The organism is Frankia alni ACN14a, assembly GCF_000058485.1.
In the GTDB taxonomy this organism is placed as follows: Bacteria; Actinomycetota; Actinomycetes; order Frankiales; family Frankiaceae; genus Frankia; species Frankia alni.
On record NC_008278.1, the window covers coordinates 5,274,047 to 5,286,852 of the forward strand.

The 12,806-nt window shown below is 73.1% G+C and carries 11 protein-coding genes; 4 read left to right on the forward strand and 7 right to left on the reverse strand.

Features of this window, described 5'->3' with window-relative positions:
- Nucleotides 1-136: 136 nt before the first annotated feature.
- Nucleotides 137-1,426 (reverse strand): acyl-CoA dehydrogenase family protein, encoded by a 1,290-nt coding sequence (locus tag FRAAL_RS21255; RefSeq protein WP_011605986.1) that lies wholly within the window; start codon nucleotides 1,424-1,426, stop codon nucleotides 137-139.
- Nucleotides 1,427-1,448: 22 nt separating this feature from the next.
- A complete protein-coding gene (locus FRAAL_RS21260) occupies nucleotides 1,449-2,684 on the reverse strand; it encodes an acyl-CoA dehydrogenase family protein (RefSeq protein ID WP_011605987.1) in 1,236 nt (411 codons plus the stop codon).
- 296 nt (nucleotides 2,685-2,980) lie between these two features.
- Here FRAAL_RS21260 and FRAAL_RS21265 point away from each other — a divergent pair, with 296 nt between their 5' ends.
- The gene (locus FRAAL_RS21265) at nucleotides 2,981-3,979 is read left to right on the forward strand and encodes an LLM class flavin-dependent oxidoreductase (protein ID WP_011605989.1); all 999 of its coding nucleotides are present in this window, start codon (nucleotides 2,981-2,983) and stop codon (nucleotides 3,977-3,979) included.
- Nucleotides 3,980-4,048: 69 nt separating this feature from the next.
- Here FRAAL_RS21265 and FRAAL_RS21270 read toward each other — a convergent pair whose 3' ends face one another.
- From FRAAL_RS21270 to FRAAL_RS21285, 4 genes are read right to left on the reverse strand one after another with little or no spacing between them, the layout of a single operon-like run.
- On the reverse strand, nucleotides 4,049-4,753 hold the full coding sequence (locus tag FRAAL_RS21270) for a FadR/GntR family transcriptional regulator (RefSeq protein WP_041939584.1): 705 nt from the start codon (nucleotides 4,751-4,753) through the stop codon (nucleotides 4,049-4,051).
- Between the two features lie 40 nt (nucleotides 4,754-4,793).
- Nucleotides 4,794-5,249 (reverse strand): Zn-ribbon domain-containing OB-fold protein, encoded by a 456-nt coding sequence (locus tag FRAAL_RS21275; protein WP_011605991.1) that lies wholly within the window; start codon nucleotides 5,247-5,249, stop codon nucleotides 4,794-4,796.
- On the reverse strand, nucleotides 5,246-6,442 hold the full coding sequence (locus FRAAL_RS21280) for a thiolase C-terminal domain-containing protein (RefSeq protein WP_011605992.1): 1,197 nt from the start codon (nucleotides 6,440-6,442) through the stop codon (nucleotides 5,246-5,248). The genes FRAAL_RS21275 and FRAAL_RS21280 overlap by 4 nt, the downstream gene beginning before the upstream one ends.
- Nucleotides 6,439-7,566, reverse strand: coding sequence for an amidohydrolase family protein (locus tag FRAAL_RS21285; RefSeq protein WP_041939585.1), 1,128 nt, complete (start codon nucleotides 7,564-7,566; stop codon nucleotides 6,439-6,441). Before FRAAL_RS21285 ends, FRAAL_RS21280 begins: the two co-directional genes overlap by 4 nt.
- Before the next feature lie 384 nt (nucleotides 7,567-7,950).
- On the opposite strand from FRAAL_RS21285, the gene FRAAL_RS21290 reads away from it, so the two are divergent.
- The gene (locus FRAAL_RS21290; protein ID WP_231861156.1) at nucleotides 7,951-9,573 is read left to right on the forward strand and encodes a class I adenylate-forming enzyme family protein; all 1,623 of its coding nucleotides are present in this window, start codon (nucleotides 7,951-7,953) and stop codon (nucleotides 9,571-9,573) included.
- Between the two features lie 44 nt (nucleotides 9,574-9,617).
- On the opposite strand, the gene FRAAL_RS21295 is transcribed toward FRAAL_RS21290, so the two are convergent.
- Nucleotides 9,618-10,229, reverse strand: a complete 612-nt coding sequence (locus FRAAL_RS21295; RefSeq protein WP_011605995.1) for a TetR/AcrR family transcriptional regulator — start codon at nucleotides 10,227-10,229, stop codon at nucleotides 9,618-9,620.
- Nucleotides 10,230-10,439: 210 nt separating this feature from the next.
- Here FRAAL_RS21295 and FRAAL_RS21300 point away from each other — a divergent pair, with 210 nt between their 5' ends.
- Entirely contained in the window at nucleotides 10,440-11,654 is a 1,215-nt protein-coding gene (locus tag FRAAL_RS21300; protein WP_011605996.1) for an acyl-CoA dehydrogenase family protein, read from the forward strand.
- Complete coding sequence (locus FRAAL_RS21305; RefSeq protein ID WP_011605997.1) at nucleotides 11,651-12,760, forward strand: phosphotransferase family protein; 1,110 nt, start codon at nucleotides 11,651-11,653, stop codon at nucleotides 12,758-12,760. Before FRAAL_RS21300 ends, FRAAL_RS21305 begins: the two co-directional genes overlap by 4 nt.
- The last annotated feature ends 46 nt before the right edge of the window (nucleotides 12,761-12,806 follow it).

Here is a 12,806-nt window from a genome sequence, read left to right on the forward strand (position 1 = left end):
TCGGTGCGGGCTCCGGACGGATCCGCAGACCCGCCGAGAGGGCCCGTTCGCCCAAGCTACCGCTAGATGAGTTTATTAGGTTGAATGAATTGATGTCGATCGGTCGTACGACCCGGGCGCCGGCGCCGGCGCCGTCTCAGCGTCGGGCGGCCGCGACCAGCCGGGACGCGGCCTGCTCGCGCAGCCGGTCCGGCGCCGCGATCAACGCCTCGCTCGACTTCGCCCGGCGCAGGTAGTGATGCACGGGGTGCTCCCAGGTGAAGCCGATCCCGCCGTGCACCTGAAGGCTGCCCTGGGCTGCGCCGACCCCGGCGTCAAGTGCCTCGGCGGCGGCCAGGGCCACCGCCACGTCCAGCTCACCGGCGTCCGCCGGCCCATCCGCCGGGCCCCCGGCCTCGTCGAGGGCCTGCGCGGCGGCGGCGACCAGGGCGCGAGCCGCCTCGGTGCCGACGAACATGTCGGCGCAGCGATGGGAGATCGCCTGGTAGGTGCCGATCGGACGGCCGAACTGGTGCCGGATGCCGGCGTAGTCGACGGCCAGTTCGGTGCAGTACACCGAGACCCCGACCGCCTCGGCCGCCAGCAGTGTCAACGCCACCCGGCGGGTGGCGGCGAGCACCCCGGCAAACGCGGCAGGCCCGGCGAGCAGGGTCGCGGGCGTGTCCAGGGTGACTCGGGCGAGCGGGCGGGTCGCATCGAGGACGTCGAGCGGTTCGACCCCCACCACGGCCTGCGCGAAGCCGCCCTGGCTGCCGACTGCCCCGCCACCGCCGGCACCGCCGGCACCGCCGTCGGCGGCTCCATCACCGCCGGGGGCACCGTCACCGCCGCCGGCTCCATCACCATCACCGCCGCCGGTCGGCGCGGGGACGTCGACGGCGAACAACGCGGGACCGGTCCCGGTCGTGGCGGCGACGAGCAGTACCCGCGCGGCGGTGGCGTCGGCGACGACGGGAGCCGTCCCGGTCAGCCGCCACCCGCCGGCGGCCTCCTCGGCGCGCACGGTCGCCAGCGGCGTCCACCCGTCGACGGTGCGCCCGACCGCGACGGTCGCGGGCGACCGGCCCGACGCGATCGCCGGCAGCAGCGCGCCCGCGGCGGTCGCCCCGGGTGCGCCCCCCGCCACGACGGCGAGCAACGCCGCCTGAGCGGTCGCGCTGGACAGCAGCGGCACCGGTGCCAACCGGCGGCCCAGCTCCTCCTGGGCGACGGCGAGCAGCGCCAGCCCCGCCCCCTCCCCGCCATGCTCCGGCGGGGCGGCGAGCCCCACCACTCCCATGGCCGCAAGCTCCGACCACAGCTCGCGGTCCCAGCCGCCCGGCGCGGCCGCGATCCCCCTGACCTGCTCGATGTCGCAGTGCTCGCGTAGCAGCCGCGCCAGCGCGTCGCGCAGCTCGCCCTCCGCCTCGGCGGTGTCCACGGTCACCTCACTCCTCGTCGTCCCGCGGTCATCCCGCGCCCCCGGCGCGGCGCCCGGCGCCGCCGTCCTGGCCCGTCACCGGTGCCCGGTGCCCGGCTCCCGGCGCCGGCGGGGGGGCGGGCAGCCCCAGCACCCGCTCGGCGATCGTGTTGCGCTGGATCTCGGCAGTGCCGGCGCCGATCGTCGACGACCGGCTCATCAGGTACCCGTAGGTCCACCGGCCGCCCTCGGGCGCGGTCGGCTCGCGATTGCCGAGCACCGCGTCGGGGCCGATCACCCGCAGGGCCACCTCGTGCAGGCGCTGGTCGAACTCCGCGCGCATCAGCCGGTTGACCGAGGAGGCGGGCCCGGGATCGCGCCCGGCGAGCACCGTCTCCAGGGCTCGGCGGCTGTTCGAGGCGAGGATGCGCACCCCGGCCTCCATCCGCGCGAGGTCCTGGCGCACCACCGGGTCGTCCCCGGCCGGCGAGCCGGCGGCGAGCGCGATCAGCTCGCTGACCACCCGTCGGTACCGGAACTCGTCCGACAGGAACGCGGTGGCGCGCTCGTGGCCCAGGCTCGTGCGCGCGATCGACCAGCCGTCGTTCTCCCGGCCGACGAGATTCTCGACCGGCACGCGCACCTCGTCGAGGAACACCTCGGCGAAGTGCGTTCCCCCGCTGATGTCCCGCAGCGGCCGCACCGTCAGCCCCGGCGACGTCATCGACAGCAGCAGGTAGCTGATCCCCTTCGGGCCCGGTTCGCCGGTGCGCACCAGCGCGAACATCCAGTCCGCGAGGTGCGCCTGGCTGGTCCACACCTTCTGGCCGGTGACGACGTAGTGGTCGCCGTCCCGCACGGCCTTCGTCGACAGGGCCGTGAGCTCGCTGCCGGCGCCGGGCTCCGAGAAGCCCTGGCACCAGAACTCGTCCGCGCGCAGCAGCGGACGCAGGAAGCGGTCCTTCTGCGCGGCTGTGCCATGCCGGATCAGGGTCGGGGCCACGATGAACGACAGGCCGCACGGGTGGCGGGGGGCCCGGGCCCTCGTCATCTCCCGGTGGTAGGCGATCTGGTCGGGCAGCGAGAGGTCCATGCCGCCGACCTCCCTCGGCCATCCCGGCGCCGCGAGCCCGGCGTCGGTCAGGTCGGCGTGGAAGGCGCGGGCCCAGGCGAGCCGCGCGCTGCCACCACGGGGCGGCGGGCCCGCGTGAGCGGCCAGGAACTCCCGCAGTGGGCCGAGGAACTCGCCCTGGCGGGGCCGGTCAACGATCTCGACCGCTGTCACCGCGCCTCCTTCTCGTCGGCGGACCGCGTCCATCGGCGGACCGCGTCCATCGGCGAGCCCTGTTCGTCGGTCGGGCCGGGCTCGTCGCCCACACCCCGCCCATCGGGGCCCGGTGCTCCGACGGGTCTCGCCTGCGGCGTCGGACGCCGCCACCTGGACATCGCTGCAAGGTTACATGGTTTACTAAGTTCGCGAGGAAGACAAGAACTGGAGCGACGGTACTCACCGGCCGATCGGCACCGTGGCGTCCGCGGCGCCGCCGGGGCGCCGGGCTCCCGAGGCGGAGGTGGCGACACGTGCAGTGGGGACTTCCCTGGCCGGGCCCGCAGGTCGCGGAGCTGGCCGAACAGGCCGGAGCCACCGCCTTCTGCGCCGGCGAGTTCGCCGACACGAACTCCTACCTGGCGACGGGCGAGATGGTCGCCGCCACCCGACGGGCCCTGGTCGGGCCGGGCATCGCCTACGCGTTCGCCCGCTCACCCTTCGTCCATGCCTCGGCGCTGCGACATCTGTCCGCGCGTGCCCCCGGACGGATCTTCCTCGGCCTCGGGTCCGGCACCTACCGGATGAACACCGAGTGGTTCGCGACCGCGGCCAGCGAGCCGGTGCGGCGGATGGAGGACCTCGTCGGGGCGATCCGCGCCTACCTGACCGCGGAGAACGGTCGGCCCGTGGTGCACGACGGCGAGTTCTACCCGATCCACGCCGACATCCGCGCCCCCGTCCTCGGCCGGCTCGACGTGCCGATCCTGCTCGGCTCGTTCAACCGTCGGATGGTGGCTGCCGCCGGGCGGACCGCGGACGGCGTCCTCGGGCACGGCATCTTCACCGACCGGTGGTGGACGGAGACGATCCGTCCGAACCTGCACGAGGGCGCCACCGCGGCCGGGCGGGACCCGGAGTCGCTGCGCCGCTGGGGCTGGCTCATCACCGCCGTCGACGAGGAGGACCCGGAGCGGGGACGGCGCGACGCCCGGCTCCAGATCGCCTTCTACCTGACGGTGAAGACCTACGACACCCTCGTCGAGCTGCACGGCTGGGGCGACGAGGTGGCCGCGATCCGCACCGCGTTCCGCTCCGGGGACATCCCGGGAATGGCCGCGGCCGTCAGCGACGAGATGCTTGACGCGATCGCCGTGTGCGGCGACCTCGAGGAGGCCGCCCAGCGCCTGGCGGCCCGCAAGGCGCTGCCCGACCTCGCGTTCCTGTCCAGCCCGGCCTTCATGGTCGGCGACCGGCGCCGCGCCCGTTACGCCGAGTCGGCGGTACGTCTCATGAGCTCCGTCGCCGCCTGAGCGAGCGTCCGGCCGCCTGAGCGAGCGCCCGCCGCCTCGGCGCGGACCACCACGGATGGCGCCGGAGCCCTACCAGCCGAGGAGGTCCTCGGGGAGGTCGCGGATGTAGCGGACCCGCGCGTCGCCGTGCGCGCGGGACAGCGCCGCGGCGGTGTCGGCGTCACCGTCGCGGACCGCCTCGGCGACCTGCCGCCACTGCTCGCAGGCCAGCGCGATGCTGTCCGGGTCCAGCAGGAGGGGCCGCGAGGTCGGGTACCGCGACAACGAGCCGAGCACGTCCTCGAACAACTGCAGCGTGGGACTGCGCGCGAGCTCGGCGAGCAGGATCCCCCACTGCACCCGGGCCCGGGCATGGTCACGCTGGTTGCCGCCGACGGCCTGCTCGACGAAGGTCAGCAGCCGACGGCGCTCGACCCCGTCCGGGTTGAGGGCGGCCAGCCGGGCACACTCCGTGGTGATCAGGGTGTAGGTGGCGCTGATGTCGGCGAGGGAGGCCCGCCGGGTGCGCAGGAACACCGAGGCCACGTGGGCGACACCGGCCGCGTCGGGCCGCTGCCCGTACAGCCCGCCGTGGTGGCCGCGGCGGACGGTCAGGATCCCCTCGGCCTGTAGCAGCCGCACGGCCTGGCGCAGCGACGGCCGGCTGACCCCGAACCGGGCCAGCAGCTCGTCCTCCTGCCCCAGGTAGAGATCACCATCCTGGCGGCTGAGAATCTCCTCGCGCAGCACATGGGCGACCGCCGACGCGGTACTCACCGCGGCCACCCGTTCCATGCGCCCCCCTCCCACGCGTGACGTAGGCGACATAATACTTTCAGGTACCTGAGAGGGTCGCGTCCTCGGCGGCGGAGTCGACCCGGAACACCGGCAGTTTCCAGCCGTCGGCGATCTCGACGAAGTCGACGGTGAGCGGCGTCCCAATCCGGACCGCGTCCGGATCGGCGTCGACGACGTTGCTGACCAACCGCGCCCCCGGTGCGTCGGGCAGGTCCACGACGGCGGCGGCCAGGGTCAGTCCCGGCTGGCCGGGCACGCCGTTGACGATGCTGAAGCTGTACACCGTCGCCCGTCCGGACAGGGTCACCCAGTCGACGTTCTGTGACTGGCAGGTCGGGCAGAACGGCGAGGGCGGCAGCCGGAAGGTCCCGCAGTCGGCGCACTTCGGCGCGACGAGCCGGTTCTCCTTCGCCGCCTGCCAGAACGGCTCGGTCGCCGAGTCGGTGGTGATCTGGATGCCGGCGGGCGGCAGGGTCGTCGTCAGGGTGCTCATGCGATCTGTCCCAGGATCAGGCCGCTGACCGGCAGGGCGGCCGGGCCGCCGGTGACCAGCGCGAGCTTCGCGTCCGGCACCTGGTTCACGGCGGTGCCGCGGATCTGTTCGACGCCTTCCACGATGTGCGTCATGCCGATGATGTAGGCCTCGGAAAGCTGGCCGCCGTGCGTGTTGACCGGAATCGAGCCGCCCTTGTAGCGGATCGCGCCGGACTCGACGAACGGGCCGCCCTCCCCCTTCTTGCAGAAGCCGTAGTCCTCCAACTGCATGAGGACCATGGGGGTGAAGTGGTCGTAGATCAACGCCACGTCGATGTCGTCGGGGGTGATCCCGGCCCGGTCGTAGAGCCGCCGGGCGATCGGGGCGTGCCCGGAGGAGGCGAAGTACTCGCCGGGCATCCCGTACCAGGCGAACGCCCGGCCCCACTCGCGCACGCCGCCGTGCGCCGCCGCGACCACGCCGACGGGCGTGCGCCGCAGGTCCCTCGCCCGCTCCGCGCTGGTCGTGAGGACCGCGACGGCGCCCTCGGTCTCCAGGCAGAAGTCGAACAGGCACAGCGGATCGGCGATCATCCGGGCGTTGAAGTAGTCGTCCAGCGTCAGCGGGGTGCGCATGATCGCCTTGGGCCGGGTGAGCGCGTTCTCCCGGCTGGACAGGGCGATCTCGGCGAACGCCTCCCGCCGGGTGCCGTAGTCGTGCATGTGCCGACGCGCCAGCACGGACATCAGATGCCCCGGGCCGACCAGGCCCGACGGCTGCAGGAAGGAGTTCTCCGGACTCGGCGCGACCGCGCCGAAGACGGTGCCGAGACGCTGCTTGACCTGCTGCAGCGCCATCACGGTGACGACGACGGTGGCGTCCCCGGCGAGGATCGCCGCGCGGGCCAGGCCGATCGACCCCGCCGACCCGCCGCCCCCCGAGGTGAGGGCGGCGGAGAAGGTCACCTCGGGGATGCCGAGGGTCTCCATGAACGTGGCGGTGTCCATCGACTGGCCGTAGCCGGCGCCCGCCCCCGAGTAGTAGGCGAAGCCGTCGATGTCCCTGACCGACAGGCCGGCGTCCTCGCACGCGGCGAGGATCGCCTTGCCGGCGAGCTCGGTGATGGTCTGCGGGGCGGAGCCCCCGCGCCGGTAGTACGGCGTGGCGCCGACACCGACGATCGCCGTGTCGAACGGACCCGATGCGCTCACGCGGCCGCTGCCACGGCCGGCTCACCGACACCCGGGAACAGCTCGAGGAAGGTGTCGATGGTGATCCGCTTGCGGACGTCGTCCGACACGCCGTCGAACAGCCCGTGCAGCGTCTCCTGGGTGTGGCCGAACGTGCCCTCCATGTGCGGGTAGTCGCTGCCCCACATGACGTTGCGGTAGCCCATGCCGGTCAGCGCGGCGACCGCGGAGGCGTCGTGCTGGAAGGAGGCGTAGACCTGGGAGTAGAGGATCTCCTTGGGGCTGCGCTTCAGCTTGGGCCGCACCGCCATGTGGTGCTGGCGGTAGCCCTCGGTCATCCGATCGGCCAGGAAGGGCACCCAGGTCGCGCCGCCCTCGGCGACGAGGATCCGCAGATCCGGGTGCCGGTCGAGCGCGCCCGAGGCGACGAGCTTCATCGCGGCCCGCTGGCCGGAGAACGTGGTCTCGGTGTAGTTCAGCACCGCGCCGCCGGGGCCGCGGTAGACGACGCCGACCTGCTGGCTGCCGATGTCGATCGGATCGGTGCCGACGTGGAAGGCGAGCACCATGTTCGCCGCCTCCGCCGCCGCCCAGAACGGCTCCCAGGAGTCACGGTTCCAGTCGTCGGCCAGCGGGTGCGGGGTGGTCGGCAGGAACACCGCGCGGTAGCCGAGCTCGGCGGTGCGCTCCAGCTCGGCCACCGCGTCGTCGACCTGCAGCGTGGAGACCTGCGCGGTCGGGACCAGCCGCGGCGAGACCTTCATGATCGCTTCAATCGCCCAGTCGTTGCTGACCCGCAGTGCCTCGCGCAGCACCTCAGGGGTGCGGAACGAGGAGCTCCACAGGCCCAGCGACGGGAACACCAGCTCGCCCCAGACGCCCTCGGTGTCGAGGTCGGCCAGGCGCAGGGTCGCATCCCGCGCGCCGGGCGCCCGGCTGCTCTCGTCGAGGAACTCCTGGGCCTGCACGTTCGGCAGCTTGCGCCGGAAGGACTGGCCGTCGACGTAGACGGTCTCGTAGGTGCCGTCGGGGTCCTTCACCGCCCTCGGCACGAGCTCGGCCAGTCGCGGCGGCAGGTTCGACCGCCACAGGTCGTCGGGCTCCAGGAAGTGTGAGTCGCCGGAGTTCGCCCAGATCTTTGCCATGTCGTCCTGCCTCCGCATGGGTTGCGCCGCGCAGCCGGTCGCCTGCTGCTCGGACCGCGTGCCGTCGCCGGACTCGATGACACGGAACTCGATGGCATCGATGGCGACTCAGTTGACATGGTTACTTTAGATACCTGAAAGAACCGCAGGCAAGTGCCAGCCGCCCGGAGCCCCGACTCCACGGATCCGGTCACCGGATCATGGGCATCGGGCCGGCGCAGGCCGCGCGCCACACCACGACGCCGAGCTGCTCCCGCGACAGCCACCCACTCCTAGTGAACTAGGTATATCTTCCTCGGTGTGGCGGCCGCCATACTCCTGCCGACCCTAGGAGCGCCGGTGAACCTGGAGAACGCGGGACCTGCCCACCCGCCGGTCCGGCCAGTGCCCGAGACTGCGCCGCTTTCGCTCGCCGCGCTGCTGCACCAGGGCGCGGCGGACCAGCCGGGTACCCGGCTGGTCTTCCGCAGTCCGGTTGACACCCTCACCACGGATCTGGCCACGCTGTACGAGCGGGCCGCGCGGGTCGCCGGCGGCCTCGCCGCGCGCGGGATCGGCCCGGCGGACGTCGTCGCGCTCCAGCTGACCAGCCGCGTGGAGAGCGCGATCGCGCACGCCGCGGTGCTGCTACGGGGGGCGGTGCTGCTACCGATCGTGCCCATCTACGGGATCCGCGAGGTCGCCTTCATCCTGCGACAGTCGGGTGCGAGCGCGATCATCCTGCCCGCAGCGCGGGCGGCGGAGATCGCCAACCTGCGCGGGGCACCAGGCGGGCTGCCGGCACTGCGCCACATCGTCACCGTCACCGACAGCACCGACAGCACCGACAGCGGCACGCCACCGGCCGACGCCGTGCCCTGGCAGGAGCTCGAACTGGCCCCGCCGCTGACGCCGTGCGCCCGCCCGCTCGACGAGGTCGCCGTGCTCGTCTACACCTCGGGGACGACTGCGGCACCCAAGGGTGTCACCCACACCCACCGCTCCGTCGCCGCGGAGGTCGCCTCGATGCGCAGCCTGCGCGCGGGCCAACCCGACTTCGGCTACCTCGACCTCTTCCCGCCCGGCCACATCGCCGGGCTGAGCGTGCTGCTACGAACCCTCGTCGACGGGCTGCCGACCGTCTTCCTCGAACGGTTCGACGCGGCGGAGGCGATCGAACTCGTCCACGCGCACGGCGTGACCGCGTCCGCGGGGGTGCCGTTTCACCTGAGCGCGCTACTCGATGCGGCACAGCGCGACGGCCGCGGCCTCGGCCCGCTGCGCGACTTCCTCGTCGGCGGGGCGAGCGTGTCTCCCACGCTCGTCGAGCGAGCCGATCGTGCCGGCGTCAGCGCCTACCGCGCCTACGGTTCCAGCGAACATCCGACGATCAGCTCGGGCAGCGCGGCCGACCCGCTCGACCGGCGGGCCGCCACGGACGGCCGGGTGATGCCGGGCAGCGAGGTACGCATCCTCGACCCCGCCGGCCACGACCTCGGCCCCGGCGAGGAGGGCGAGATCGTCACGCGCGGCCCGGAGCAGTTCGCCGGCTACCGCGATCCGGCGCTCAACGCGACCGCGTTCACCGCCGACGGCTGGCTGCGCACCGGCGACATCGGCCGGGTCGACGGCAACGGCTACCTGACGATCACGGATCGCATCAAGGACATCATCGTCCGCAACGGGGAGAACGTCTCCTCCAAGGAGGTCGAGGACCTGCTCATGACCCACCCGGCCGTGGCGGAGGCGGCCGCCGTGGCCGAACCGGACGACCGCACCGGCGAGCGCGTCTGCGTCTTCGTCCTGCCGCGGCCGGGATCGGTCCTCGACCTTGACGAGGTGCGGGCGCACTTCGCCGCCGCCGGCGCCGCGAGACAGAAGACCCCGGAACGACTCGTGCTCGTCACCGATCTGCCGCGGACCGCGGCGGGCAAGGTCCGCAAGCACGAGCTGCGCGCCGGCCTGCATGCCGGCGGGTCCCACCACCTCGCCGGAACGGGCGGTCCAGACGGATCGGCGGGCGGCTGACGCGTCGCTGGTCGAGCGCCGCGGTCGCCCCCGCGTCGTGGCGGTCAGCCGGCCACGCCGACGAGGGTGAGCGCGAACCGACCGTAGGTGTAGACGATCTCGTCCTCGCTCAGGTCGCCGTCCTCGCGGTACCAGGCGGCGACACCCATCCCGAGGTCGAGCAGAGCGTAGGAGGCGAGCTTGACCGAGGCCACGTGGAATCGGGAGGCGGCGACACCCTCCTCGATCAGCCCTCGGATGAGCCGCTCGTAGCTGCTGCGCCGGGCGACGACCACCGCCCGGTTGGCCTCGTCGAGACTGCGGATCTCCCGGTTGCCGACGAAGGCCTCCAGGCGGTGGCGGGTGTGGAAACGCACGTGGGCCTCCACGGCGCGACGCAGCCGGTCCGCGACGTCGTCGACACCGGCGACGGCGAGGGCGTGGACGTCGTGCAGGGTGTCCATCGCGTCCAGCATGATCGCGGCGAGCAGGTCCTGCTTGGAGCTCACGTGCTTGTACAGGCTCGGACCCCGGATGCCGACCGCCGCGCCGATCTCGGTCGTGGTGGTCGCCTCGTAGCCGCGTTCGGCGAACAGCTTCAGCGCCGCGTCGCGGATCGCCCGCCCGCGCGGGGTGAGCTGCGGTCGCGCCAGCACCGCTCGGTCCGATCCACTCATGCATCCCCGCCCACGACACTCGTCGCGGCTAGGAAACGGTAGCCGCGCGCATGCGGACGACTCCCCGCACCATGTGCATGGTAGCAGGGAGGATTTTCTCTCAACGCTGGCGGATCGCCGCCACCCCTGCTATCAAGGCTACTGAGCATTAGCCCTTCCAGCCGACCCGCCCCCGCGGGGGCCGGCGCTCGCACCGAGGCGGGAGATCGCATGGCCATTGACTTTTCACAGCCGCCAGAGGTCGTCGACCTCGTCGAACGCACGGCTGCCTTCGTCCGCGACGTCGTGATCCCGGAGGAGGAGCGGTACGCCGGCGTGGTCTCCGCCGGTGGAGAGGCGCTGCGCGCGCGGCTGCAGGCGGCGGCCCGCGACGCCGGGCTGTTCGCCCCGCACGTCTCCCAGGAGTACGGCGGCCTCGGGCTCGGCATGACGGCGCGGGCGCCCGTGTTCGAGGCCGCCGGCTACTCCCTGTTCGGGCCGCTGGCGCTGAACCTCTCCGCGCCCGACGAGGGCAACATGCACATGCTCGAGATCATCGCGACCGACGAGCAGAAGGAGCGGTATCTGCGTCCGCTCGCCAGCGGCGAGGTCCGGTCGTTCTTCGCGATGACGGAGCCGGCGCCCGGGGCCGGCTCGGATCCGGCGGCGCTGTCGACGACCGCCGTCCGGGTCGACGACGGCTGGCGCATCGACGGCCACAAGTGGTTCTCCACCGGCGCGGACGGCGCGGCCTACGCGATCTGCTTCGCCCGGACCTCCGGCACGGTCGGCACTGTCGGTGGCGCCACCATGTTCCTCGTCGACGCCGACAATCCCGGGCTGAAGGTCGTCCGGCACATCGACACCCTCGACCAGGCCATGATCGGCGGCCACTGCGAGGTGATCTTCGACAACTGCGTGGTGCCGGACTCGGCGATCCTCGGCGAGCTCGACCAGGGCTTCGCCTACGCACAGGTGCGCCTCGGCCCGGCCCGGATGACGCACTGCATGCGCTGGCTCGGCATCGCCCGCCGCGCCCAGGACATCGCCATCGACCGGATCGCCGAGCGCCGGCTGTTCGGCTCCAAGCTCACCGAGCTCGGCATGGCGCAGCAGATGATTGCCGACTCGGAGATCGACATCGCCGCCTCCCGCAGCCTCATCCTGCAGGCCTGCTGGGAGCTCGACCAGGGACAGCGCGCGGCGCAGTCCACCGCGATGACCAAGACGTTCGTCGCCGAGGCGGTCTGGCGGGTGGTCGACCGGGCCATCCAGCTCTGTGGCGCCGCCGGCGTCTCCGGCGAGCTGCTGCTGGGCCGCTACCTCAACGAGGTCCGCGCCTTCCGCATCTACGACGGAGCGTCGGAGACCCACCGCTGGGCGCTCGCCCGGCGCGCGGTCAAGGAGCGGCTGAAGGCGACCGGCGCCCTGGAGTCGGCATCATGACCCCGCTCGACCCGCCGCCCGCCGCCGTCCCCGGGCCGGTCACGGCCGCCACACCGACCGACGCCGGCGCCGGCGCCGGGCAGGAGGGGCTGGTCTCCCCGCCAGGCCTGGACCTGGCCGCGCTGTCCGCCTTCCTCGATGCCACCGTCCCCGGCCGAGCCGGGCCGCTGCGCGCCACTCTGCTCAGCGGCGGCCGGTCGAACCTGACCTACCGCGTGTGGGATGACGCCGCGCACTGGGCGTTGCGCCGGCCCCCGTTGGGCAACCTGACGCCCTCGGCGCACGACATGCAACGCGAGTACCGGGTGGTGGCCGCGCTGCGTGAGACCCCGATCCCCGTGGCCGAGGCGGTCGCCTACTGCGACGACCTCGCCGTGCTTGGGGTGCCGTTCGCGATGGTCTCCCTGGTCGACGGGGTGGTCCTGCGCAGCCGGGCGGACCTGGCCCCCTACTCCGACGCCGACGTGCGCCGCTGTGCCGAGAACCTGCTGCGCACCCTTGCCCGGCTGCACGCCGTGGACTACCGCGCCGTCGGGCTGGAGCGGTTCGGCCGGCCCGCGGGCTACCTGCGCCGTCAGGTCGACCGCTGGTGGGGTCAGTGGGAGCGGGTGCGGACCCGGTCGCTGCCCGACCTCGACGCGCTGCACGCCCGGCTGGACGCCGCGGTACCGGCGGAGAGTGACGCGTCGATCGTGCACGGCGACGCCCGCATCGACAACTTCGTGTTGGACCCGGACGACATCGGTGCCGTGCGGGCCCTGCTGGACTGGGAGATGGCGACCCTCGGCGACCCGCTGGCCGACCTGGGGCTCACCGTCGTCTACCGCGACCCGGACTTCGATCCCGTCCTCGGCGGCTCGGCGGCCGCGGCCAGCGACCGGATGCCCGGCGGGGACGAGATGATCGAGATCTACGCGCGGGAGTCCGGCCGTGACATCGTGAACATGGACTTCTACCTGGCGCTCGGCTACTTCAAGCTGGTGGTGATCGCCGAGGGCATCCACGCCCGGCATCTCGCCGGCAACACCGTCGGTGAGGGTTTCGACCTTGTCGGCCAGGCCGTGCCAGCGCTCGCCGCGGGCGGGCTGCGCGTACTCGCCGGCTGATCCGATCCGGGCCCGGGGCCGGCCCGGCCCGGGGCTGGCGCGGGTG

Excerpts from the sequence above, each read along its gene's own strand:
- FRAAL_RS21270 (WP_041939584.1), bottom strand. The coding sequence starts at position 4,753 with ATGGAACGGGTGGCCGCGGTGAGTACCGCGTCGGCGGTCGCCCATGTG.
- FRAAL_RS21275 (WP_011605991.1), bottom strand. The coding sequence starts at position 5,249 with ATGAGCACCCTGACGACGACCCTGCCGCCCGCCGGCATCCAGATCACC.
- FRAAL_RS21285 (WP_041939585.1), bottom strand. The coding sequence starts at position 7,566 with ATGGCAAAGATCTGGGCGAACTCCGGCGACTCACACTTCCTGGAGCCC.
- FRAAL_RS21295 (WP_011605995.1), bottom strand. The coding sequence starts at position 10,229 with ATGAGTGGATCGGACCGAGCGGTGCTGGCGCGACCGCAGCTCACCCCG.
- FRAAL_RS21300 (WP_011605996.1), top strand. The coding sequence starts at position 10,440 with ATGGCCATTGACTTTTCACAGCCGCCAGAGGTCGTCGACCTCGTCGAA.
- FRAAL_RS21305 (WP_011605997.1), top strand. The coding sequence starts at position 11,651 with ATGACCCCGCTCGACCCGCCGCCCGCCGCCGTCCCCGGGCCGGTCACG.